This is a genomic window from Altererythrobacter aquiaggeris, assembly GCF_037154015.1.
Taxonomy (GTDB): domain Bacteria; phylum Pseudomonadota; class Alphaproteobacteria; order Sphingomonadales; family Sphingomonadaceae; genus Aestuarierythrobacter; species Aestuarierythrobacter aquiaggeris.
The window spans coordinates 446,969-466,136 of the sequence record NZ_JBANRL010000001.1 but is presented as its reverse complement, the minus strand read 5'-3'; the positions used below and the strand labels follow the sequence as shown (position 1 = coordinate 466,136).

Annotated in this window: 19 protein-coding genes and 1 tRNA gene; 12 read left to right on the top strand and 8 right to left on the bottom strand. The window is 55.4% G+C overall.

Annotated features, from left to right (window positions below):
• The first annotated feature begins 610 nt into the window (after positions 1-610).
• The 4 genes from WFP06_RS02250 (at position 611) to WFP06_RS02235 (ending at position 5,247) form a co-directional block, all read left to right on the top strand.
• The gene (locus WFP06_RS02250) at positions 611-2,911 is read left to right on the top strand and encodes a DUF5906 domain-containing protein (protein WP_336985627.1); all 2,301 of its coding nucleotides are present in this window, start codon (positions 611-613) and stop codon (positions 2,909-2,911) included.
• 617 nt (positions 2,912-3,528) lie between these two features.
• Complete coding sequence (locus WFP06_RS02245) at positions 3,529-3,906, top strand: hypothetical protein (RefSeq protein WP_336985626.1); 378 nt, start codon at positions 3,529-3,531, stop codon at positions 3,904-3,906.
• 117 nt (positions 3,907-4,023) lie between these two features.
• Positions 4,024-4,587, top strand: a complete 564-nt coding sequence (locus WFP06_RS02240; protein WP_336985625.1) for a hypothetical protein — start codon at positions 4,024-4,026, stop codon at positions 4,585-4,587.
• A gap of 75 nt (positions 4,588-4,662) precedes the next feature.
• Positions 4,663-5,247 carry a hypothetical protein gene (locus WFP06_RS02235; RefSeq protein WP_336985624.1) on the top strand — a complete coding sequence of 195 codons (585 nt, stop codon included), beginning with the start codon at positions 4,663-4,665 and terminating at the stop codon, positions 5,245-5,247.
• Positions 5,248-5,362: 115 nt separating this feature from the next.
• Here the strand turns inward: WFP06_RS02235 and WFP06_RS02230 are convergent, their stop codons facing one another.
• Positions 5,363-5,725, bottom strand: coding sequence for a ribbon-helix-helix protein, CopG family (locus WFP06_RS02230; protein ID WP_336985623.1), 363 nt, complete (start codon positions 5,723-5,725; stop codon positions 5,363-5,365).
• A gap of 147 nt (positions 5,726-5,872) precedes the next feature.
• Between WFP06_RS02230 and WFP06_RS02225 the strand changes: the two genes are divergently transcribed.
• The 6 genes from WFP06_RS02225 (at position 5,873) to WFP06_RS02200 (ending at position 12,251) form a co-directional block, all read left to right on the top strand.
• Positions 5,873-6,451 carry a hypothetical protein gene (locus tag WFP06_RS02225; RefSeq protein ID WP_336985622.1) on the top strand — a complete coding sequence of 193 codons (579 nt, stop codon included), beginning with the start codon at positions 5,873-5,875 and terminating at the stop codon, positions 6,449-6,451.
• A 263-nt stretch (positions 6,452-6,714) separates the two neighbouring features.
• The gene (locus WFP06_RS02220) at positions 6,715-7,461 is read left to right on the top strand and encodes a hypothetical protein (RefSeq protein ID WP_336985621.1); all 747 of its coding nucleotides are present in this window, start codon (positions 6,715-6,717) and stop codon (positions 7,459-7,461) included.
• A gap of 35 nt (positions 7,462-7,496) precedes the next feature.
• Positions 7,497-7,760 carry a hypothetical protein gene (locus WFP06_RS02215; RefSeq protein WP_336985620.1) on the top strand — a complete coding sequence of 88 codons (264 nt, stop codon included), beginning with the start codon at positions 7,497-7,499 and terminating at the stop codon, positions 7,758-7,760.
• A complete protein-coding gene (locus tag WFP06_RS02210; protein WP_336985619.1) occupies positions 7,757-8,074 on the top strand; it encodes a hypothetical protein in 318 nt (105 codons plus the stop codon). Before WFP06_RS02215 ends, WFP06_RS02210 begins: the two co-directional genes overlap by 4 nt.
• A 452-nt stretch (positions 8,075-8,526) precedes the next feature.
• A complete protein-coding gene (locus WFP06_RS02205) occupies positions 8,527-10,752 on the top strand; it encodes a DNA cytosine methyltransferase (RefSeq protein ID WP_336987606.1) in 2,226 nt (741 codons plus the stop codon).
• Positions 10,749-12,251, top strand: coding sequence for a hypothetical protein (locus WFP06_RS02200; RefSeq protein ID WP_336985618.1), 1,503 nt, complete (start codon positions 10,749-10,751; stop codon positions 12,249-12,251). Before WFP06_RS02205 ends, WFP06_RS02200 begins: the two co-directional genes overlap by 4 nt.
• Before the next feature lie 97 nt (positions 12,252-12,348).
• Here the strand turns inward: WFP06_RS02200 and WFP06_RS02195 are convergent.
• The 5 genes from WFP06_RS02195 to WFP06_RS02175 all read right to left on the bottom strand — a co-directional run bounded on the left by WFP06_RS02195 (position 12,349) and on the right by WFP06_RS02175 (position 15,489).
• Positions 12,349-12,424 (bottom strand) — tRNA-Lys (locus WFP06_RS02195).
• Positions 12,387-12,995: a 2-amino-4-hydroxy-6-hydroxymethyldihydropteridine diphosphokinase gene (folK, locus tag WFP06_RS02190; protein WP_336987605.1), complete on the bottom strand. Its 609-nt coding sequence runs from the start codon at positions 12,993-12,995 to the stop codon at positions 12,387-12,389. Before folK ends, WFP06_RS02195 begins: the two co-directional genes overlap by 38 nt.
• Positions 12,970-13,833: an N-carbamoylputrescine amidase gene (aguB, locus tag WFP06_RS02185; protein WP_336985617.1), complete on the bottom strand. Its 864-nt coding sequence runs from the start codon at positions 13,831-13,833 to the stop codon at positions 12,970-12,972. The genes folK and aguB overlap by 26 nt, the downstream gene beginning before the upstream one ends.
• A 9-nt stretch (positions 13,834-13,842) precedes the next feature.
• Entirely contained in the window at positions 13,843-14,583 is a 741-nt protein-coding gene (locus WFP06_RS02180; RefSeq protein WP_336985616.1) for an SIMPL domain-containing protein, read from the bottom strand.
• Between the two features lie 87 nt (positions 14,584-14,670).
• On the bottom strand, positions 14,671-15,489 hold the full coding sequence (locus WFP06_RS02175) for a class I SAM-dependent methyltransferase (RefSeq protein WP_336985615.1): 819 nt from the start codon (positions 15,487-15,489) through the stop codon (positions 14,671-14,673).
• Between the two features lie 123 nt (positions 15,490-15,612).
• On the opposite strand from WFP06_RS02175, the gene msrA reads away from it, so the two are divergent.
• A complete protein-coding gene (gene msrA, locus WFP06_RS02170; protein WP_336985614.1) occupies positions 15,613-16,152 on the top strand; it encodes a peptide-methionine (S)-S-oxide reductase MsrA in 540 nt (179 codons plus the stop codon).
• A gap of 29 nt (positions 16,153-16,181) precedes the next feature.
• Here msrA and WFP06_RS02165 read toward each other — a convergent pair whose 3' ends face one another.
• Entirely contained in the window at positions 16,182-17,414 is a 1,233-nt protein-coding gene (locus tag WFP06_RS02165) for an RsmB/NOP family class I SAM-dependent RNA methyltransferase (protein WP_336985613.1), read from the bottom strand.
• Positions 17,415-17,527: 113 nt separating this feature from the next.
• Between WFP06_RS02165 and WFP06_RS02160 the strand changes: the two genes are divergently transcribed.
• On the top strand, positions 17,528-17,710 hold the full coding sequence (locus WFP06_RS02160) for a DUF1674 domain-containing protein (protein ID WP_336985612.1): 183 nt from the start codon (positions 17,528-17,530) through the stop codon (positions 17,708-17,710).
• Between the two features lie 3 nt (positions 17,711-17,713).
• Here WFP06_RS02160 and WFP06_RS02155 read toward each other — a convergent pair whose 3' ends face one another.
• Positions 17,714-19,132: a cytochrome P450 gene (locus tag WFP06_RS02155; RefSeq protein WP_336985611.1), complete on the bottom strand. Its 1,419-nt coding sequence runs from the start codon at positions 19,130-19,132 to the stop codon at positions 17,714-17,716.
• Positions 19,133-19,168 lie beyond the last annotated feature (36 nt).

Below are 19,168 nucleotides of genomic sequence, written 5' to 3'. Positions count from 1 at the left end.
TTAATCTCCTTGTTACTGAGATTTGCTATAATTAGAGATTTAAGATGGGTCAAGCAGAAACTTCTAGCAATGATTGGCGGGCAGCCGAATGCTGTCAGATACATGGGCTGGCCATGTCTCAATTAGCGCTGCCTGCTCCTGAATGATGGCATAGCGGCGGGCGACCGTCAGATATCTGGATTGGGCAAGTCCCAATGAGAGGTCGGAACTTGCGGGTTCCGGCCTCTCTCCATTTTAGGAGCCGATATGATGGAATTGACGATCGAGAATATACGCAGCGTAGTGCGAGATGAGCTTAGCTCTGCCCGCAGCCCTTGGCTGAACAGCGATGATGCAGCCGCATACCTTGGATCAACTGGAGGAACGCTGCGCAACTGGCGAGCTACTGGCAAGGGTCCGAAGTACCACATCGTCCAGGACAGGCTCGTTCGATACCACGTCGACGACTTAAATATTTTCGTCCGAAGCAGCGAAAAGACGAAACGTTAAGAAACGGGTGACCATAAAAAAGGGCGCCCTCACTGCCTGATGAGGACGCCCTGAATTTGAGCCGGAATGGGATAAACTCAACTCGGGACAAGAACCGTGACCCCCGCCAAAGGAAATTACCGTGCCTGATAAGAATACCGATAGCCCCTCGGCTCCTCCCAAGCAGCCAGCGTTTGAATTTAACTCTGACGAACTGGAGCCGTTCCGCGGCACCGGGTATGAATTCGTCCGCCTGAATGTGCCGAACGCGCTTGATGCGCGTGGCAGGCCGATTGGCAAAGCCCCTGGTCATGGTTGGCGGACAGTCGATCCGCTCGATGTTGTTGAAGCCAAGGCATTGCTTGATGGCGGCACGGACGTAGGCGTTCGCCTGCGTCAAACTGATCTGGTGATCGACGTGGACCCTCGCGCCTTTGATGATGGCGATGATCCGGTTGCACGGTTGCAGGCAGACCTTGGCATCAAACTCGACAACTGGCCAAAGGTTGAAACCGGATCGGATGGCAGTCACTACTATATGACGATGCCAGCCGGAACACTCGTGCAGGACACAGTTGAAAGCTACCCCGGCATAGAGTTCAAGGCGCACGGCCGCCAGATGGTTGCGCCTGGCAGCAGCCACCCTGCAACAGGCAAGCCATATTGCTGGGATCTGCTTGCCGAACCGATCGCAGAAACTTCGCCAGCGCCAGACGTTCTGATCGATTTGATCCGCCGCCCTGATGTCGCTGCCTCGGTCGGTGCAGGCGACTTCGATCCTGAAGATGTAGAATTGATGCTGACCGGCCTTGATGCTTCAAATTACCGTGACCAGAGCAAATGGCTCGAAATGATGATGGCTTGCCACCACGCTTCTGCCGGTGAGGCGAGGGAAGAATTCATTGCCTGGTCCACTTCAGACGCCGATTACGCCGACCACGAATATGTGATCGGTCGGCGATGGGATAGCCTTCACGGCGATGATGGCGGCAAACGGGTAACTGCTAAGACTCTTTTCAAGGCGCTACACGCTGCCGGTCAGGGTGACCTGATTGAACAGGCGATACGGTCTGATCCGCTTGATGACTTCCCTGATGATCTGGCTGATTTGCCTGACTTCATCGGCGAGCAGCCTAAGAACACGCTTCTCGATCGCATCAACGCGGACCGGTTCACAGTTTTGACTAGTGGCAAGTATCTGGTCGGGAGTGAGCGGTATGATGACCGGATGCAGAGACATCTGGTCGAATGGAGCCCTGACGAGGCGATCCGCAAGCACATGAATATCAGGTCCCTCGAGTTGCCGAATGGCAAGAAAGAGAAACTCGGCAACTGGTGGCTCGATCATTCCAGCCGTCGCCAGTACGATTATGTCACTTTCGATCCGAGCGGCAGGAACGATAGCCCTAACGTCTACAACCTTTGGCGTGGATGGGCGGTTAACCCAAAGAAGGGCAACTGGTCCCATCTCAAGCAGCTTTTGCACAATGTCCTCTGCCGTGGTGACCAGGAGAGCTATGATTATGTGATGCGGTGGTGCGCATTCATGGTCCAGCATCCTGACACGCCAGCCGAGGTTGCTTTGGTCTTCAAGGGGCGGAAAGGCACTGGCAAGGGCACCTTCTGCCGGTCACTCAAGGAACTTGCTGGTCAGCATGGTCGTCAGGTCGCGCAGCCCGAGCACTTCACAGGGCGGTTCAATGAGCATCTGGCCGACACCATTTTGCTGTTTGTCGACGAAGGTCTGTGGGCAGGCGATAAGAAGGTTGAGGGTGTCCTCAAGAACCTCATCACCGAGCCGGTTCTTAGCTTTGAAGGAAAGAACAAGCCTATCATCGAAGGGCCGAACCACCTTCACATCGTCATTGCATCGAATGAAGACTGGGTAATTCCTGCAACGCCAGATGAACGCCGCTTCGCAGTTTTCGAAACTGATGAGGAAGCATTCAAGGCGTTGCCGAACGGGTTTTTTGACCAGTTGCGAGAGCAGATGGATAACGGCGGCAGAGCAGCGATGCTCTATGATCTGTTAGAAATGGACCTTGGCGACTGGCACCCACGCAAGGGCATTCCTCAGACCGAGGCACTTGTTGCCCAGAAGGTGGAAGGCTTCAGGTCTGATCCCATCGCATATTGGTGGCACCGCGCATTGGAGGATGGGGAGATTGATTACCTTACAGCCGAGGGATCATGGCCCGATGCGTTTGTTGTCGGCAGCGAAGGCAAGGGAGATATGCTGGACTCCTTGGGGGTCAGCGCAAAGGCCACCCGTCATCGCGCCGAGTTTTCCAAGAAGAAGGTTGCACAGTTTCTTGGTCGCGTCGGTGTGGATGTCAATTCAAGGGACAGGAAAGGCGCAAGGGTTTGGGCAGTCCCTCCTCTTGACCAGGCACGGACTGCCTTTGAGAAATACGTAGGTGGCAGCATTGATTGGGGAGAGTGACAAAACCACCCCCTGCGGGCTTTGGGGCGGTTGGGCGAAGGTCCAGCCGCCCTTCTCATTTCTGACGCTTTGACACTTGTGCCATTTTGATTTGACACTTGTATGGCCCAAAAAGCGTAGCGATTGCAGTCCTTTGTACACTTCTGACACTTTTGACAGTATTTTGGGGCAAATTCACACCGGGAACAGGTCGATCGGCATTATGCCTAGTGGGAGTGACCGGGACGCGCCAAGCAGGGGCATGGTATTCATTCTGTTATTTAATATTATTAAGTGTCAAAAGTTTCACAAGTGTACAAAGCTATGAAATTAATAGAAAAATATCTGACGCTTTTGACGCTTTGAGTTGAAATCTGACGCTATGGCTTTCGAAGCTGCCCCCTTGGTCGCATTTGGGGTGCTCCACTCCATCCCATCTGTCCGATCCCAAAAGGCGCGCACGCACGCATAATGCACACACGTATGCGTGCATGAAGGACACCCACTGATCGTTGATTGGATGAACTAATCTGATAAGTCTTTGAGATGCATCTACCTTTCAGTTGCTTCTCCATTCAAACACTGTGCAGAGAACAGAACCAACTTGGCCTGCTCCCAATAATCAAGGTAAATTAGAAATGCGTGGAGACATCGATAACACCCAATATGTCCGTTTGGATGGAGCTCAGTCGGTTCAACAGCGCGTAGTCTACAGTGTTCGTGAAATACCCGCCCAAAGAATGCAAACTGGGCTCGTGCAGGTACAATATTCATACGTGGCCGTCTGGCGTCCTTATGATCCAGATGACAGCCAATACGATGCCGATTGGAAAACAGGCACCTGGCTCAATATCTACAGAATTCGTGTGCCCCTGGACGAACCTGGACCAAAGGCAAATACAAGTACATATGGCTGGGATGAGATCCAGGTGGATGGAACTGCAGTCCAATTACCCAAGGTCGAATTCGCCCTCAATCATGATCTCAAGAAACATCTGGCGGACGTTCGAGCATAGTGCTGGCTCCCCACGCGCGCACCTGCGCGGCATATGCTCGCAATGGCTGGATCACCGAAAAAACGAGCGAGGCGAGAGCGGATAGCGGCTGCGGCTGATCCGTTAGACGAACCTGCAATGGCCAACAGGCCACCACTGCAAGCAATTCCCTACAACAAGCTGGCACTGACCGATGACAGTCGCGAAGCCGTGGCACGTGCATTGCTGGACGGATATGCCCGCAATCAGATTGCCAAGGCGCTAGGCACAACTGTCGCCACCTTGCGGCGCATCATCAATGACGACCCGATCCTGACCGATGCTGTTGATTGCCGCAAAGATGTCGAAGAGCAGGAACTGCGCGACATCCTAATGGGCCAAGCCCGCATGGGCGACACAGTGGCAGGCATCTTTCTGGCGAAGGCCCAGTTCGGCTGGCGCGATCGCGACGATACCAAACTCAAGCTGGAAACCGATGCAGCCGTCGGCGTCCTAGTCGTGCCTGGCACAATGCCGCTTGATGAGTGGAGCATCGCTGCACTCAAGCAACAGGCCCAGTATCGGGAAGCGAGCGACGAAGTTCAGGGGCAGATGGCTGATGCCCGACGTGATGCCCAGAGGAGCGAGATACGATCCACCGGGACAGCAGGCATAGAAGGCTTGCGGCTGAACAAACCGAGGAAGGGCGATCTGCCCAATTAATCTCAGGTTGATTGTTACAGCTGCAATTCGAGAGGCGCTCTTTACTAGCGGCCCTTTATCGTTTTCAGTGAATTTATGAACACACTCGAATTTACCGCTTCACTTATAGCATCCTTAGCTTGGCCATCCGCTGTAGTTATTCTTGGCTTGAGCCAGAGAGAGCCGATCAGCCGCCTAATGGGGCGGGTGAAGACTGCGAAGATGTTTGGCGCTGAACTAGGCATCAGTGACGAACTAGAAGCCATCCAAGTGGAGCTGGAAGCTGCGCGGGTTCCCATTGGTAATGCACCAGAGTTGCCTCCAACAGAGAAGAGCGATGCTGCAAAGCGCTTGGACCAAATCACAGAAGAGCTCTCAAAGACATCTGCGACAGGAACAGTCATGCTTTCATGGCTGCAACTCGAAGAAGGACTTCGAGATGTCGCGGAATCAAATAACGTAGAATGGGATCCCTTGATGTTTTGGGTGAATGTTACAAAATTGCAGCATGCTGGATTAATGTCTAGGGCTGCTAAGAACGCCATCCATTCACTTCGTGAATTGCGCAATCGGGTCGCGAACAATTCGGATGCTGAGGTTACGCTCCAAGAGGCAAAGGTTTTTCGAGACACTATATCCGAAACTCTTAACCAAATTCGATCGCATTCTGCGCAGTCTTAGCCGCGGCAAACTTCCCTACTGATTAGAAATTCGGCGGGGTGGCAAGGGAAAGGCTAACGCTTCCAGCGCGTTGGCCTCCCCAATTACCCGCAAGCATCGGACAGGGCACCGACGGTCAGCCCTCGCGCCTTACCCGCGCCTCCCTGTCAGTCGGTATTGTAGGGTCATCCCTTCGCATCATGCTGCGATACCAAGCTACTGATTCTCGGCTCGTCTTGGCATGTGGAAACTTTGCCAACACCTTTTCTAAGACTTCCTCGTTAGTCAGCCCCTTGGCAATTTCGGCTTCCGCCAATTTGCCCACTGTATGTCCCCAGTGCTCTTTTAGCAGGTAGCTGTTGATGGCCTCGCGAGCTGCATCCGAAAGTCCGATGCCCATATCCTCGGCAATCTCTTCCAGCCCAATGTACTGGTCTTCCTGAAGACTGACCGAGATGCGTTTTAGCTTTCTTCCGGGGGATGGCTTTTCTCCACTCATGCGAAACTCCTTTATGCGTCTGTGGCTGCCAAAGGCTTTAATGGACGCACTGGTCCTTGACAAGAACCGAATCACTCGTCTAGAGGGGCTTCACCGGACGGATATGGCTGCCGCCGGTGTCCTTTGAAGCCAACTTGGAGAATGATTATGAATACCCTGAATATCCAGATTGACGAAAACACCTCACTGGCCTTCGAGCCTTATATGGCTGCTCTGACCGTAAGGGGTGTCGTTACGTTCGAAACTGACATCAAACCGGAAGACTTAACATACCTGGTTGCCCTCATTTATCGCTTGATGGATGCAGAAAAATGCGTCGATCCGGTCGATGGAGAATACAAGAGCGCGACAATGGAACTGCGGATACCACACGACAACGACGACGAAACTTCGCTGCCGGAGACCAGTCTGCGGATCGGGTATCAGGCCGAGATTGAAGGCCAGCTCGCTCGCGTCGAAATGGGAGTGTCGGAAGAATTCCTTGTCGGATATTGGAAGAAGAACCGGGATAAACTTGTCTTGGAAGCTACGAAATTAGGCGCCAAGGCCAAGCTTGGAGATGAGGCCGCAGCGAACGATTTGCGCACATTGGAAATGATCATTCACGCACTTGAGTTTGTAAGCGGCGAGCCCGCACAGTTCGCCAATGCGTTTCAGTCCTGGGCACACTGTAATGGGAAGGAGGCGCTTGTGAGCTTCCCCTCCGCTCTGCCGATGGCCGCCTAACAGACTATCAGCGGGTTCGCCCGCTGATAGCCCAACCAAGCCAAACACTTGTCCGCCGCGGTCGTTCACAAGCACCGCGGCGGACAATGTTTGCTGGTCCAGATTCTTTCCCGCCAGGCGCATTCATCAACCCGTGTCGAGTTCGAAGCATTTGCGCTTCGACCATGGTTCGCAAGTGGCGGGCCGCTGACCGGGTGTGACCCCGGGCATGGTCGAAACCGGAAGCCTCGGGCGCGATGCCTTGAGCCTTAAAGGAGTAGATAATGCCCAACCCCACTGCAAAACTCGGTGCTGCATGGATGGATGATAATGACATCCGTGCCGCACTCACCAAGATCAACGGTAATCGCAACCGCCACGATACCATGCTTCGTCAGATGAAGCAGAAGCTCGACATTCATGAAGAGAGCGCGAAGCGGTCTCTGGCCGGTGTCGGACTGCCGAACCCCAAGCAAATCATCGCCAAGTCAGTTTCCAGCCGTCGCGGCGAATTCGTTCGCGAAAGCGCTGATACCCGCAAGGCATACATACGGGAACTGAGCGAGACGGCCGAACGGGTCAAATCCGCAGCAGGCCACTACCGCTCACCCATCCAGATGCTGATGCGCGCCAACCTTGGCAGCGAGAAGCGTAGCCGGCTGATGCAGCAGATCGAACATTCCGGTCCGGTCGAATTGGCAAGCCTCGCTGAACTCGCCGCTGCCAAGCACGATGGCGATCTTGCTGCCGCCCTGTGCAGCAGGGTTTCAGGCATGAAGGTCGATGACCGGCCATTCAGCCCGAATGAACTTGCCGATGTCATCTGCGGCGATCTGCATCGTGAATTGAGCCAGGCACTGGTTGAATGCGAGCGACGCGTTTTGGAAGCCTTGCAGGCCGACACAGAATTCGAAACCGGCAAGGTGAATGCGCAGCGCTCACTTCAGATCGCACTTCTCAGGAAAAAAGAGAAGGAAATCGGCGCCTACGTTCAGGACGATGACGCCGAACGCGAAGCAGCTGCTGCGTAAGAATACCCCCCAATCTTAACTTAAGGAATTAGGCCATGGCCATTTTTGCATTCTATCCCGCTGAAGCCGTCAACCGCCGTGCTGACGGTATCAATTTCGCAATCGCCGAAGGCACCAATGAGGTTGCAGCACGTTCTGCCGCTGCCGCACTGATCGGTGCAAGCAATCTGTCCGCATGGACTGCCGTGGCGGTTGAAGCCGGTATGGAACCGGTTGCTGTCGAAGGGATGCCGGTCGGCGCCCATGACGGCACAACCTGGCCGAACCGCACCCGCGGCAATGCCAAGCTCGGCGAATGAGCGATCTGCCCGAAGGGATGACTGATGCTGATGCGATGAAACTGGTTGTCTGGGGCGTTCGGCGCTTCGCAGGCAATCAGGTCATCGCATTCGGTCAGGCGTGGAACATGGCGACCGGCATTGCACCCGATGACATTGATCCGTTTGAATCAATCTGGTTGCGGTGGCTGTTGCAGGAGCTTGGCTACGAAAGCCAATGGGTGGCAGAACTCGGTCGCAGTAAGATGCAGCACCTTTGGGTCCGCAATTCCTGGCCAAGTGATTTCAGGGCAAACGCCAATCGCGAATTCACGGCATTCGTCTCAATGAGTTGAACAACCAAACATGATCGCAAACATTAGGCCGCTCGGGACGCTCCCGGGCGGCCTTTTGCATGACACAGTGCAGTGGAAGGAGACGACCATGCAAAAGGATGCCTGTAAATTCACCGGATCGCACCGCTACGAGCTCTCGGTGACCGAAAACTGCGATCATGCGGTCACACGCGCCGAAGGTCTAAAACAAGCCGTATGGCTCTTGGGTTGGTTCTGGCTGCACTGTGGACAAATGCGATTCTCGTGCTTGCTCTGCTAGCCAACGGCAGTTTTGCCTGACTAACACTAGACACTGAGACGTAAGCCACGCAAGGTTGGATTTGTTCCCTAGATGTTCTTAGCCTAGGGTGATGAATGCCAGTCACTAAGCGAATTTGCCGTTTGCAAATTTTCATATTTTCGGCGCGTCAATAGTAGGGGTTAGGCCTTTGGTTGAAGAGAGTCAGTTGAAGATGATTGCCCTATTTTCGGGGGGTGGCGGTCTTCATCTCGGGTTGGAGCAGGCGGGCCTCAAGCTCATTGCAGCATCAGATATAGCGCCAGGTGCTGAAGCTACCCATTTGCGCAACCAGGAAGAGATACCATTCCTACGCGGGGACATCAGGACTCTTACGTCAAATGACTTTCTCAAAGTAACGGGCGGGATACGGCCAGACATAATAGTCGGCGGACCGCCGTGCCAAGGGTTTTCCACGCTCGGCGACAAACTGTCGGGCGACCCTCGAAATGTTCTTTTTAACGCATACGCCAATCTAGTCGCTGACTTAGATCCTCGATTCATTCTGATTGAAAACGTCAAGTCTCTAGTTACCATGTATGGGGGAAAGTTTAAGGACAGCATTCTGAAAACCTTCTCACATCTCGGATATCGGATGTATTGGAAAGTCTTAGACGCGGCTGATTACGGCGTGCCCCAGTTTAGAAAGCGCGTTATATTCTTTGGAACGAAGGAAAATGGTGCATTTACTTTTCCAAAACCAACGCATGGGCCCAATCATTCATCCGCCTACAATACCACTTGGGCTGCGATATCTGATCTTGCTGAAAAAGGGACTGAGGTTCCAAATCATATAGCATTGAACCATTCGGAAATAGTAACTTCTCGATATAAAATGATTGAGGAGGGGGGCAAACTCCCACCCCCTGAAGCCCTACCAATCAGACTACGACGCAAAAATTTTGGCAATACCTATAAGCGGCTCCATCGTGATTTGCCGTCGTTGACAATGGTGCCAGGCAATAACGCTTTTCCGGTCCACCCTACCCTGGACCGGAGCCTCACGCCAAGAGAAGCGGCTAGGCTTCAAACATTCCCTGATAGTAGAATTTTCGTGGGGGACAGAAGGACACAGTGCATCTTAGTTGGAAACGCAGTGCCCCCCGTTTTGGCTGAGGCGCTTGGCAAAGCCATACTCAAGCACGTCAATGCGGCTGATGCCATTGGCGATGATAATAAAGCAGATCAAGCTTTTGCTCATGATAACACTGTAAACTTCCCTAAGAAAAAGGTGTCGAAAAAAGATGGCTTTATCGATCTGTTTTCGGGCGCCGGCGGCTTCTCAATCGGAATGGAACGCGCAGGGTGGCGTCCTTTGGCCAGCGCAGACAACAATAAGTACGTAGCAAAAACTCATGCCTCAAACCATCCACAGATGCCCTTCGTGATGGGCGATCTGGCGGATCCTGACGTCCGATCCAGGGTGATAGCTTGCGCAGATGGAGAGGACATCGGACTGGTCGTAGGCGGCCCTCCATGCCAAGGGTTTTCAATCTTTGGGAAGCGAAGGTTTGTAAACACTAAAGGCTACGAGCCGAGTTCAGACGATCGAAACAAACTTGTTTACGCTTTCATTGATACTGTTCGTCAGATCAACCCGCGATGGTTCGTCATGGAAAATGTCCAAGGGTTAGCAAATCTAGATAAAGGACTATTTCTCGAGCGGGTCCTAGAAAAATTCCGATCGATAGGCTTCGATACTGTCGAGGCTAAGCTTTTAAACGCGGCCGATTATGGTGTCCCCCAGCTTCGCAAGCGGCTGATCATAATAGGCAACCGCACAGGCCACATAATTCCATGGCCCAAAAAGAAGTTTTTCCCGGAGCCAAAGGACTGGCAGGATAAATACCGAGGCGTGGGCGAAGTGCTAAGTGACTTGGCACATGACAGATCCCAAGAAGTTCAATCCTGTCACGTACCGATGAAGCACAAGCCCTTGTTGGTCGAAAGATACAAATACATTCCTGAAGGTGGAAAACTGGATGTTGAGGCGTTGCCTGAACATCTTAAATCGGGTTATCGAACAAAAGAAGTTCGGAATTACTCGCATGTATTTAAACGTTTACATCGCGACCGCCCTGCTATGACGATGGTGCCAGGGCATAACGCTTTTCCTATTCATCCTTGGCTGAACAGAGCACTGACCGTTCGAGAGGCGGCTCGTATACAGACATTTCCTGACGACATTACATTCGAAGGACCTCGTCAGGAGCAGTGCATCCAAGTAGGAAATGCATTCCCACCGTTGCTTGCTGAAATCATTGGGAACTGTATCAAGAAAGCCGAGGTAAACGGATGGTATCCGGGCACCGTCCCTCCTTCAGCCTACTACTCTTTGATTGAGGCAGAGCAGTCAGAAGCTGTGGACACAGAGCGCCGAAGAAAGATCAGCGTAGGATGAGCCATGACATAGAGGCATCTTATGCTGCGGCAGAAGCGGCATCCTTAATACTTGGTGATCCATCGTCGTGCTTTTCCACGCCTCCGGCTCAACAATACCTAAGCGCGTATGCCGCTCGCGAGGGCCGAAACTCGTGGCCACATGCAGATGGAGTACTGGAGCTATCGATCGATGGAACGCCTAATGACAAGAAATTTAGTTTAGCGGTCGAATTCAAACGACCTAATGAAGGCATTCACGGAATTCTCACCGCAGTCGGTCAAGCTCACGCGTATCTTCACAAAGGGTATGCCGGCTCCTTGATTGTGGTTCCAAACTTGTATTCGACGCTGAGCCAGACCGGAGCATACCTAAAAGATGTTCTAGATACCACTAGCAACAATTCCTCAATCGGGGTGATCGGATACGATCCGCCAGATATGTCGCAGGTTTCACCCTTTGCTGGCAAACTGTCCGTTTCAAGATCACTTGATCTGAATAACTATGTTCCATTAGCGGGAACAGTCACGCCTTCTCGAACCGAGACACAATGGGCGCATCTGCGCGAAGGCAGCAGTGACCCAGACGCGTTTTTTAAATATTTGCAAATGGTCAAGTTGGTCAGTGGTGAAATAATTGATTTGGCGCCGCCAACGCTCCCACCTCAACTCGCTGATGCTTGTGCGCGGGTGGCACCAGGTAAGGATCCTGAGAAGTATATTTCGTACTGCCCAAATGACACACTACCCGATATCGCATGGCGTAAATTTTGGTTCCGATATGTTTTAAATGATCAAACGATTGAAGGGTGGGCAATCGAAGCGAATGGAACCTTTTCCCCAAATTCGGTTGCGTCGAAAATAGAAAAATCCAATGGCTCTGGAGCAAAGCTATTCTTCGTGGGACGCTCTGACTCCATAAAGAACAAGCTTGTCGCTAAGCTGAATAATAAAACAATATCACATGATGATGCGTATGATCAATTAGTGCGGAAATATCATGCCCGGGCGCATTCCTACAGAGAAGATATTGACTCCGGCTGTGAACACCTAGGCTTCGTTGACAACACAGGTCGCCTAACAGACCAGGGCTATCGGTTTGTCGATGCATGTGAACGAACTGGAAATCCCAACGTGGGTTTGCCTCGATCTATCTTTCTGTCAGCCATTTTAAGAGAAGGTGGATTAGGCGCCTTTCTCCATTACATTTACAAGCTTTCGGAAATAGCATTTGGACAGGACCCACTGGCCTTTACAAAAAAGCCGAATGGCAACCTATTGTTTGACCAGAAAGCCTATCGCGTTTGGCTAGAAGGTCAGATGGAAAACGAGCTAAAAGTAATTCGAAAAGTTTCCCAGAGAGGCGGAGCATCTCGTGAGCCATTCCAAGCTGAGTTTGCTGTTCTGAGAAATTTGGGGATTTTGCAGAGAAATTACCGGATTGGCGTTGGCGCGATAGTGAATTGGCCTGAATTCCAACAGGCTTTGGAATTTAGTTCGGCTTCACAATGTCTAAATTAACTCAATGGAACCGGTGTCTATTCGGTACTTAACCGCCGGACACATCAGGTCAAGCCGCCCGAAGGCCGCTCAACGCGCTGAAATATAAAGAAAAAGGTGGTGAGCCCTGCTGGGTTCGAACCAGCGACCTACTGATTAAAAGTCAGTTGCTCTACCGACTGAGCTAAGGGCCCCCGAGATGTCACGGTGACGGGGGAACGTTGAACGTCCGGGCGCTCCACTAGGCAGGGGGCGCGGCCGGGTCAAGCGGGTGTTTAACTGTAAATTGGTCAGGCCGGTCACCGGATCGCGCCAATCAGGAGCAATTGCCGCTGCCGGGCCGGTCACAAAATCGCGCTCGCGGTAGAGCGGGTGGGGGATTGTGAGGGCGCTGGTCGCCCAGAAACCGCCGCTCCACAAGATTATATCAAGGTCGAGCACCCGCGCACTCCAGCGCTGGCCGCGGCGCGGGCCAAATGTGCGTTCGATCGATTTGAGCCTGCCGAGCAAGCGCAGCGGGGCGAACCCTGCTTCCAATATGCCAGCCGCGTTGGCATATTGGCGAATCGATGGTCCGACAGGCGCGCTGGCGATTATCGGGGAGGCGGCCAGTATTTTGCCGACGTCCGCATCCAGCATCCTGATCGCGGCGCCGATCACCTGGGCGGGGGCGCCATGGCTGCGATGCCGCCGGTTTGAGCCCAGCGCGATCAGATAGTGATGTCTTGCATCAGCCAGATCAGATATCCTCGCACAGCCGGCCATAAAGCTGGGGTCGGCGATCGCGAAAGAAACCCATTCCCGCGCGGTGCCTGGCTGCTTGATCCAGATCGAGCACGGCCTTGACCACGCCGCTTTCACTCGCTCCGAATTCGGCCAGGTAATCTCCCCATTCATCCGCTATGAAACTGTGGCCGTAAAAACTCTGCGCGCGGTCTTCGGGCCCTTCATGTCCGATCCGGTTGGCGGCGATGACGGGCATACAATTGCTGACGGCATGGCCGAGCATCGCGCGGCGCCACATCCGGCTGGTGTCGAGATCCGCGTCATATGGCTCTGACCCGATGGCGGTGGGATACAGCAGCACTTCCGCCCCCAGCAGCGCCATTGCGCGCGCGCATTCAGGATACCACTGGTCCCAGCAGATCCCGACGCCGATCCGTGCGCCGAACACGTCCCACACCTTGAACCCGTCATTCCCCGGGCGAAAATAAAACTTTTCCTCATAGCCGGGGCCATCGGGGATATGGCTCTTGCGATAAGTACCCATCACCGCGCCATCAGGCCCGATCATGGCGAGCGTGTTGTAATAATGATGGCCGTCACGCTCGAAAAAGCTGGTCGGTATCGCAACACCCAGCTTCGCCGCCAGCGCCTGCATCGCGGTGACCGATGGATGTTCTGCCGTGGGCCGCGCGAGAGAAAACAGCGCCTCATCCTCCTCGCGGCAGAAATAGGGGCCGGAAAACAGTTCGGGCGGCAGGATCACCCGCGCGCCGGCTGCCGCTGCTTGCTCCACCAGAGCGGATACAGCGGCGATATTGGTCTGTTCGTCAGCGGCGCCCAGCGCCAGCTGCAGCGCGGCAACTTCAAGTGTTCTCATTGCCGCTGTTTATTTGGCGGCGAGCGCGAAGTCCACTTGCACCGACACGGTACTGGTCGTCTGCCCCGGCATTACAGTGCCCGATGCTTCCGCCGCATCGTTCATCGCTTCTTCCGGATATGGCATCCGCGAGACCGGACGCGCCGCCGGGGGCAGATAGCGATCACCTTGCGCGCCCCCGCCGTCACGGATGGTCAACACGCGGCTGATTTCCATACCGGCAGCATCGGCATAGGCTTTTGCGCGTGCTTCTGCGGCTTTGAAAGCGTTGCCATAGGCGGTGTTGGCGGCTGCTTCGGGGTCGGACATCCTGAGATCCGGCCCGCTCATGATATTGGCCCCCGCCTCGCTAGCAGCGGTCACCGCCTCGCCAGCGCGATCGATGTCGCGAACTGTCACCGATACGATATTGTTGGCCTGATACTGGCCTTTCTTCGGCCCCCAATCAACCAAACGGATGCCCACAGCGCGTGTCTGGATATCTTTTTCCGGAACGCCCGCTTCGCGCAGCGCCGTCACAACTTTCCTGATTGCATCCGCATTGGCCGCGCTAGCGCCTTTCGCGCTACGGGCGAAGCTTTCCATTCCGGCCTGAAAGCGTGCCTCGTCCGGGCGGGCCTCGGCCTGGCCGGTCGCGCTGACAGATAACAGCGTCTCGTCGCTGTCAACGCCGCGCGGGTCGTAGGGTTTGTCTCCGCACGCAGCAAGCATGGGAATGGCGGCGAGAATGGCAATCGCGGATTTACGCATAACGATCTCCTGTTACCGCACACATGCACGGCCCGAAGCTGCCTTATTCTCGCCTCATTCCTGAACGGTCGCTGTATTCGGCTGTAATTACGGGCGCTTGCGGAACAGCAGCGTCATCCGGTCGCTCTCCCCCAGATTCTCCAGTTCCGGGCGCTTGCTGCCCCAGCTGGGTTTCATTTCCCACACGCCGCGCGGGTGATCCGCCGTGTCCTTGGGATTGGCGTTGATCTCGCTGGTCGCAACCAGATCGAACCCGTGCGCCTCTACCATGGCGATTACGTCCTGCTGGCGCATATACCCCTTGCTGCCGTCAGTGTATTCAGCCGGAGCCCACGGCTTGGCGCGGTGCTGGACTATACCCAGCATACCGTCATCCTTCAGAACTTTGCGCGCGCCGTCCAGCGTGGAATGCAGCAGTTCGAACCGGTGCAGATTGTGCATTTCGCGGAAGATCAGCACACGGTCCACGGTGCCTGCGGCATCATCGCCCATTTCGTTCAGATTAGCGCCCATGGCGTTGGCGCCGGTGACATTCCAGCCGGCCAGTGCCTGCGCAAATTTCGCCGCATAGCCGCCCCAGTTATCAGCGACCTGCTGGCTGTTGGCGCGGCTCATGTCGGGGTTGAGGCCGATATATGTGCCGCCCTTGCCCAGATAGGGGATCAACACGCGCGAATACCATCCGCTGCCCGGAACGACATCGGCCACAGTCATACCGGGTTCGACCTTGAAAAAATTCAGCGTCCCGGCCGGATTGCGGAATTCATCGCGCGCACGGTCGGCGGTGCGGGCATCTGCGGCCAGAGCGGCTGCGAGTTCGCTTGCCCCGCCGTGATTGTCAGCGGCGAGCGGTGCAGCGACCAGCATGGCGGGAATGACGGCCGCGGCGAGGATAAATTTGCGCATGGGTAAGGTCCTTCGTTTCTTGAAACGGAATCAGATTTGCTGTGATCTTCTTTTACGGACCGTCGGCACGATGACAAGCGGGCCCGCGCTTCCTATCTGGAGGGCCAAGGAGATTTTTGGAACATGAGTGAAACGAAACAGGCAATCGTCGCCGGCGGCTGCTTCTGGTGTACAGAGGCTGTGTTCCGCGATGTCATCGGCGTAACCGAAGTGGAAAGCATCTATATCGGCGGGCAAGTGAAGCAACCGACCTACAAGGAAGTGTGCACCGGCACGACCGGTCATGCCGAAGGTATCCGCGTGACATTCGACCCCGATGTGATTTCATTGCCCGAAATTTACGACATTCATCTGGGGACGCATGATCCGACGCAGCTGAACCGTCAGGGCGGCGATATCGGGACCCAGTATCGTTCGGCGATTTTCCCGCTGGACGGCGATCAGACAAACGAGGCCGAAGCAGCGATTGCCCGTGCCAATGCAGATCAAGACGGCAAGGTCGTCACCACGATCGAGCATGCCGATGTGTGGTATCCGGCCGAGGACTACCACCAGGAATATTGGGATGGCGAGGGCCAGCGCAATCCCTATTGTCTGGCAGTCATCCCGCCCAAGCTGATGAAGCTGCGCAAGAGCTTCCAGTCAAAGGTGAAGCCGGCTTGAGGTAATTTTTCCTTAACTACGTAAAACCATCAATTTGCCTGAAATCTTGCAACAAAGAATCCGTCCATCCCGCCGGATTCGGGGATCATCCCCGGATCCGTGCGGAGCCAGCCCTGCGGTGTGGGCGGGGTGATGTCGGGAAGCTCGCCGGCGGTGATCGGGCAAGGCTTGAGCTTACATTCGATCGCTTGCGCCTCGCCCTCCTCCGGCTCCAGCGAACAGACCGCATAAACCAGTCTCCCGGCAGGGCTGAGCCATCCGGCGGCCTTGGCCAGCAAATCGGATTGCAGATCGGACATGGCTTCGATCTGGCGCGGGCCGATACGGTGGATCACATCGGGATGGCGGCGTGCAGTTCCGGTGGCGGTGCATGGTGCGTCGAGCAGGATCGCGTCGAATTTTGTCTCGCATTTCCACTTGAGCGCGTCTGCGATGACGATTTCGGCATCGAGGTCCAGCCGTTTGAGATTCTCGCTCAGACGGCGCAACCGTTTTTCGCTGATATCAAGCGCGGTGACTTTCCAGCCGGCCGCGGCAAGCTGCAAGGTCTTGCCGCCGGGCGCGGCGCAACAATCCAGCACCTCGCGCCCGTTTCCTTCACCCAGCAGGCGGACAGGCAGGCTGGCCGCAAAATCCTGGACCCACCATTCGCCCTCGGCAAAACCGGGCAGGTCTTCGATGGCTCGCCCGCGCGCCAGCCTGATATGCCCGGGCGCAAACGACACCCCTTCCAGTTTCGCCGCCCATTCGGCAGTCCGGTCATGCGATTTCAGCGCCAGATCGAGCGGCGGAGGCTGGGCCAGCGCGGCAGCAATTGCCGGCGCGCGGTCACCCCATCTTTGCGCCGTGTAACCGGGCAATGTGGGGCTATCCGGCAAAACCGTCTCGCGCTTGGTCAAAGTGGAAAAAACCCCGTGCGCCAGCTTTCGCGGGCCGCCGGACAGCAACGGCAATGCGGTCGAAATTATCGCGTGCGGCGGCGTCTCCAGCCGCAGCCACTGCGCCAGCATGATCCGAAGCACAGTGCGGACCTTGGCATCTTCGGCCAGATTGTTGCGGGTTGCGCTGTCGATCAGCGCGTCAAGATCGACCAGCCAGCGCAGCACTTCGCTCGCGATCGCGCGGGCCAGCGCGCGGTCGGCAAAATTGGCGATGCGTTTGGTCGCGGCGCCTTCCGCCATGTCGAGAGTATCGCCGCGCCGCATCACGGCGTCGAGCATTTGCAGCGCGGCACGGCGCGCGGGAAGACCGGGAATATCCATCGGCGGCGCCTAGAGTGATTCTGGATGAAATGAAACAAGCCATGGCTGACGCGGCACAGCGTAACCCGCACGCGCCGATTGAAACTATCTCCCGATCTGTGCATTCTGAAACCATGACCGAGCGCGCAACCCGAAGACCAGGCAATTTCCAGAAGCCTGCGCATTGGAGCGACAAGCCTGCTCCCAAGCCCAAGGCGCCCAAGCCGCATGATGAACCCAAAGACGGCGATCATGACGGGCTGAGCCCCACCCGCTACGGCGACTGGACCAAAGACGGCATCGCGATCGATTTCTAGAAATTACAGGGGTTTGAAAGTGACTTTCAGGCCATCCTTGGGTTGCGGGATCGGCCAGGCTTTCCAGTCTGGTTCGTAACCATCGGCAATCCTGATTTCGTAACGCTGAAGCAGCTGCGCCATCAACACCTTCACCTGCATATAAGCAAAATGCAGGCCAAGGCACATATGCGCGCCCCCGCCAAACGGGACCCAGGCATATTTGTGGCGCGCCTTTACCTGTTCCGGCGTGAAACGCATGGGATCGAATTTTTCCGGCTCGGGCCAGTATTCTTCCATGTGGTGGACATAATGCGTGTTGATCCCGACCGGAGTTCCGGCGGGGATGGTGTATCCGCCATATTCGAATTCCTTGAGCGCGCGGCGCGGGGTCGATGGCACGGGCGGCATGATCCGCAGCGATTCCTTGAATGCCATTTCGGTCAGATCCAGCTTGCCGATGTCGTCATATGCCAGCGGCCGCGGATTGCCGCCGCCATCGGGCCCGCCTGTCACCGCGAAAATTTCCTGCCGCAGTTTTTCCTGCCATTGCGGATGTTTGGCCAGCAGCCAGATCAGCGTGGTCGCCGATGAAGTGATCGTGTCATGCGCGGCCATCATCAGGAAATTCATGTGATCGACCACTTCGCCCACTGATAGCAGGCTGCCATCATCGTGCGTAGCGGTTGCGAACTGGCTGAACATATCCTGCCCGCCGCCTTCCTCGCGGCGGCGCAATGTTTCCTTCGTGAAATAATCGACCAGATATTCGCGGCCCTTCACCCCCTTGCGCATCAGCGTGAAAGGATAGGGCTTGCGGATCGGCGCAACCGAAGCCTGCACCATATAGACAAACGCTTCGTTGATCTTGTCCGCTTCGGGGCCCCACGGGATGCCGATAAAGCTGTCCGCAGCCAGATCCAGCGTAAGCTGTTTGATCGCCGGGTAGAATTCCATTTCGCCCAGTGCGCCCCAGGTGGCAACCTGCTGCGCAATCCCGCGATTGAGCGCACCGGCATAATGGCGCATCGGTTCAGGCTTGAACGCGATCGACAAGGCCTTGCGGTCGGCGCGGTGATGATCGAAATCCATCAGCATCAGCCCGCGCGGGAACAATTGGTCGAGGATCGGACCCCATCCCTGCTCTGACGAGAATATCTTTTGCCGGTCGAACAGCACCAGTTCGTTGGCGTCCGCACCGACCAGATTGACCACGTTGCCGCCAAATGCGCGGTTCCTGAAAACCAGACCGTGCCGGGAAATCATTTTTTTCACGAAGCCGTGCGGATCGGCCAGCATGGTGAATGTATTGCCGACAATCGGCCACCCGTCATCACCCGGAATATGGGCGATGTTTTCGTCGGGCATACGCTCCGACCAGTGCTTGGGGGAAAATGCGCCCGTTTGATGCGCGGTGACGGTGGGTTCTGCGATGCTGGCCATGACAATTCCTTACTTACCCCAGTGTAAGTTAATCGT

Bases quoted from the DNA above. Each gene is read 5' to 3' on its own strand.
- WFP06_RS02245 (WP_336985626.1), top strand. From the start codon at position 3,529: ATGCGTGGAGACATCGATAACACCCAATATGTCCGTTTGGATGGAGCT.
- WFP06_RS02240 (WP_336985625.1), top strand. From the start codon at position 4,024: ATGGCCAACAGGCCACCACTGCAAGCAATTCCCTACAACAAGCTGGCA.
- WFP06_RS02235 (WP_336985624.1), top strand. From the start codon at position 4,663: ATGAACACACTCGAATTTACCGCTTCACTTATAGCATCCTTAGCTTGG.
- WFP06_RS02230 (WP_336985623.1), bottom strand. From the start codon at position 5,725: ATGAGTGGAGAAAAGCCATCCCCCGGAAGAAAGCTAAAACGCATCTCG.
- WFP06_RS02225 (WP_336985622.1), top strand. From the start codon at position 5,873: ATGAATACCCTGAATATCCAGATTGACGAAAACACCTCACTGGCCTTC.
- WFP06_RS02220 (WP_336985621.1), top strand. From the start codon at position 6,715: ATGCCCAACCCCACTGCAAAACTCGGTGCTGCATGGATGGATGATAAT.
- WFP06_RS02215 (WP_336985620.1), top strand. From the start codon at position 7,497: ATGGCCATTTTTGCATTCTATCCCGCTGAAGCCGTCAACCGCCGTGCT.
- WFP06_RS02210 (WP_336985619.1), top strand. From the start codon at position 7,757: ATGAGCGATCTGCCCGAAGGGATGACTGATGCTGATGCGATGAAACTG.
- WFP06_RS02205 (WP_336987606.1), top strand. From the start codon at position 8,527: ATGATTGCCCTATTTTCGGGGGGTGGCGGTCTTCATCTCGGGTTGGAG.
- WFP06_RS02200 (WP_336985618.1), top strand. From the start codon at position 10,749: ATGAGCCATGACATAGAGGCATCTTATGCTGCGGCAGAAGCGGCATCC.
- folK (WP_336987605.1), bottom strand. From the start codon at position 12,995: ATGGCCGGCTGTGCGAGGATATCTGATCTGGCTGATGCAAGACATCAC.
- aguB (WP_336985617.1), bottom strand. From the start codon at position 13,833: ATGAGAACACTTGAAGTTGCCGCGCTGCAGCTGGCGCTGGGCGCCGCT.
- WFP06_RS02180 (WP_336985616.1), bottom strand. From the start codon at position 14,583: ATGCGTAAATCCGCGATTGCCATTCTCGCCGCCATTCCCATGCTTGCT.
- WFP06_RS02175 (WP_336985615.1), bottom strand. From the start codon at position 15,489: ATGCGCAAATTTATCCTCGCCGCGGCCGTCATTCCCGCCATGCTGGTC.
- msrA (WP_336985614.1), top strand. From the start codon at position 15,613: ATGAGTGAAACGAAACAGGCAATCGTCGCCGGCGGCTGCTTCTGGTGT.
- WFP06_RS02165 (WP_336985613.1), bottom strand. From the start codon at position 17,414: ATGGATATTCCCGGTCTTCCCGCGCGCCGTGCCGCGCTGCAAATGCTC.
- WFP06_RS02160 (WP_336985612.1), top strand. From the start codon at position 17,528: ATGACCGAGCGCGCAACCCGAAGACCAGGCAATTTCCAGAAGCCTGCG.
- WFP06_RS02155 (WP_336985611.1), bottom strand. From the start codon at position 19,132: ATGGCCAGCATCGCAGAACCCACCGTCACCGCGCATCAAACGGGCGCA.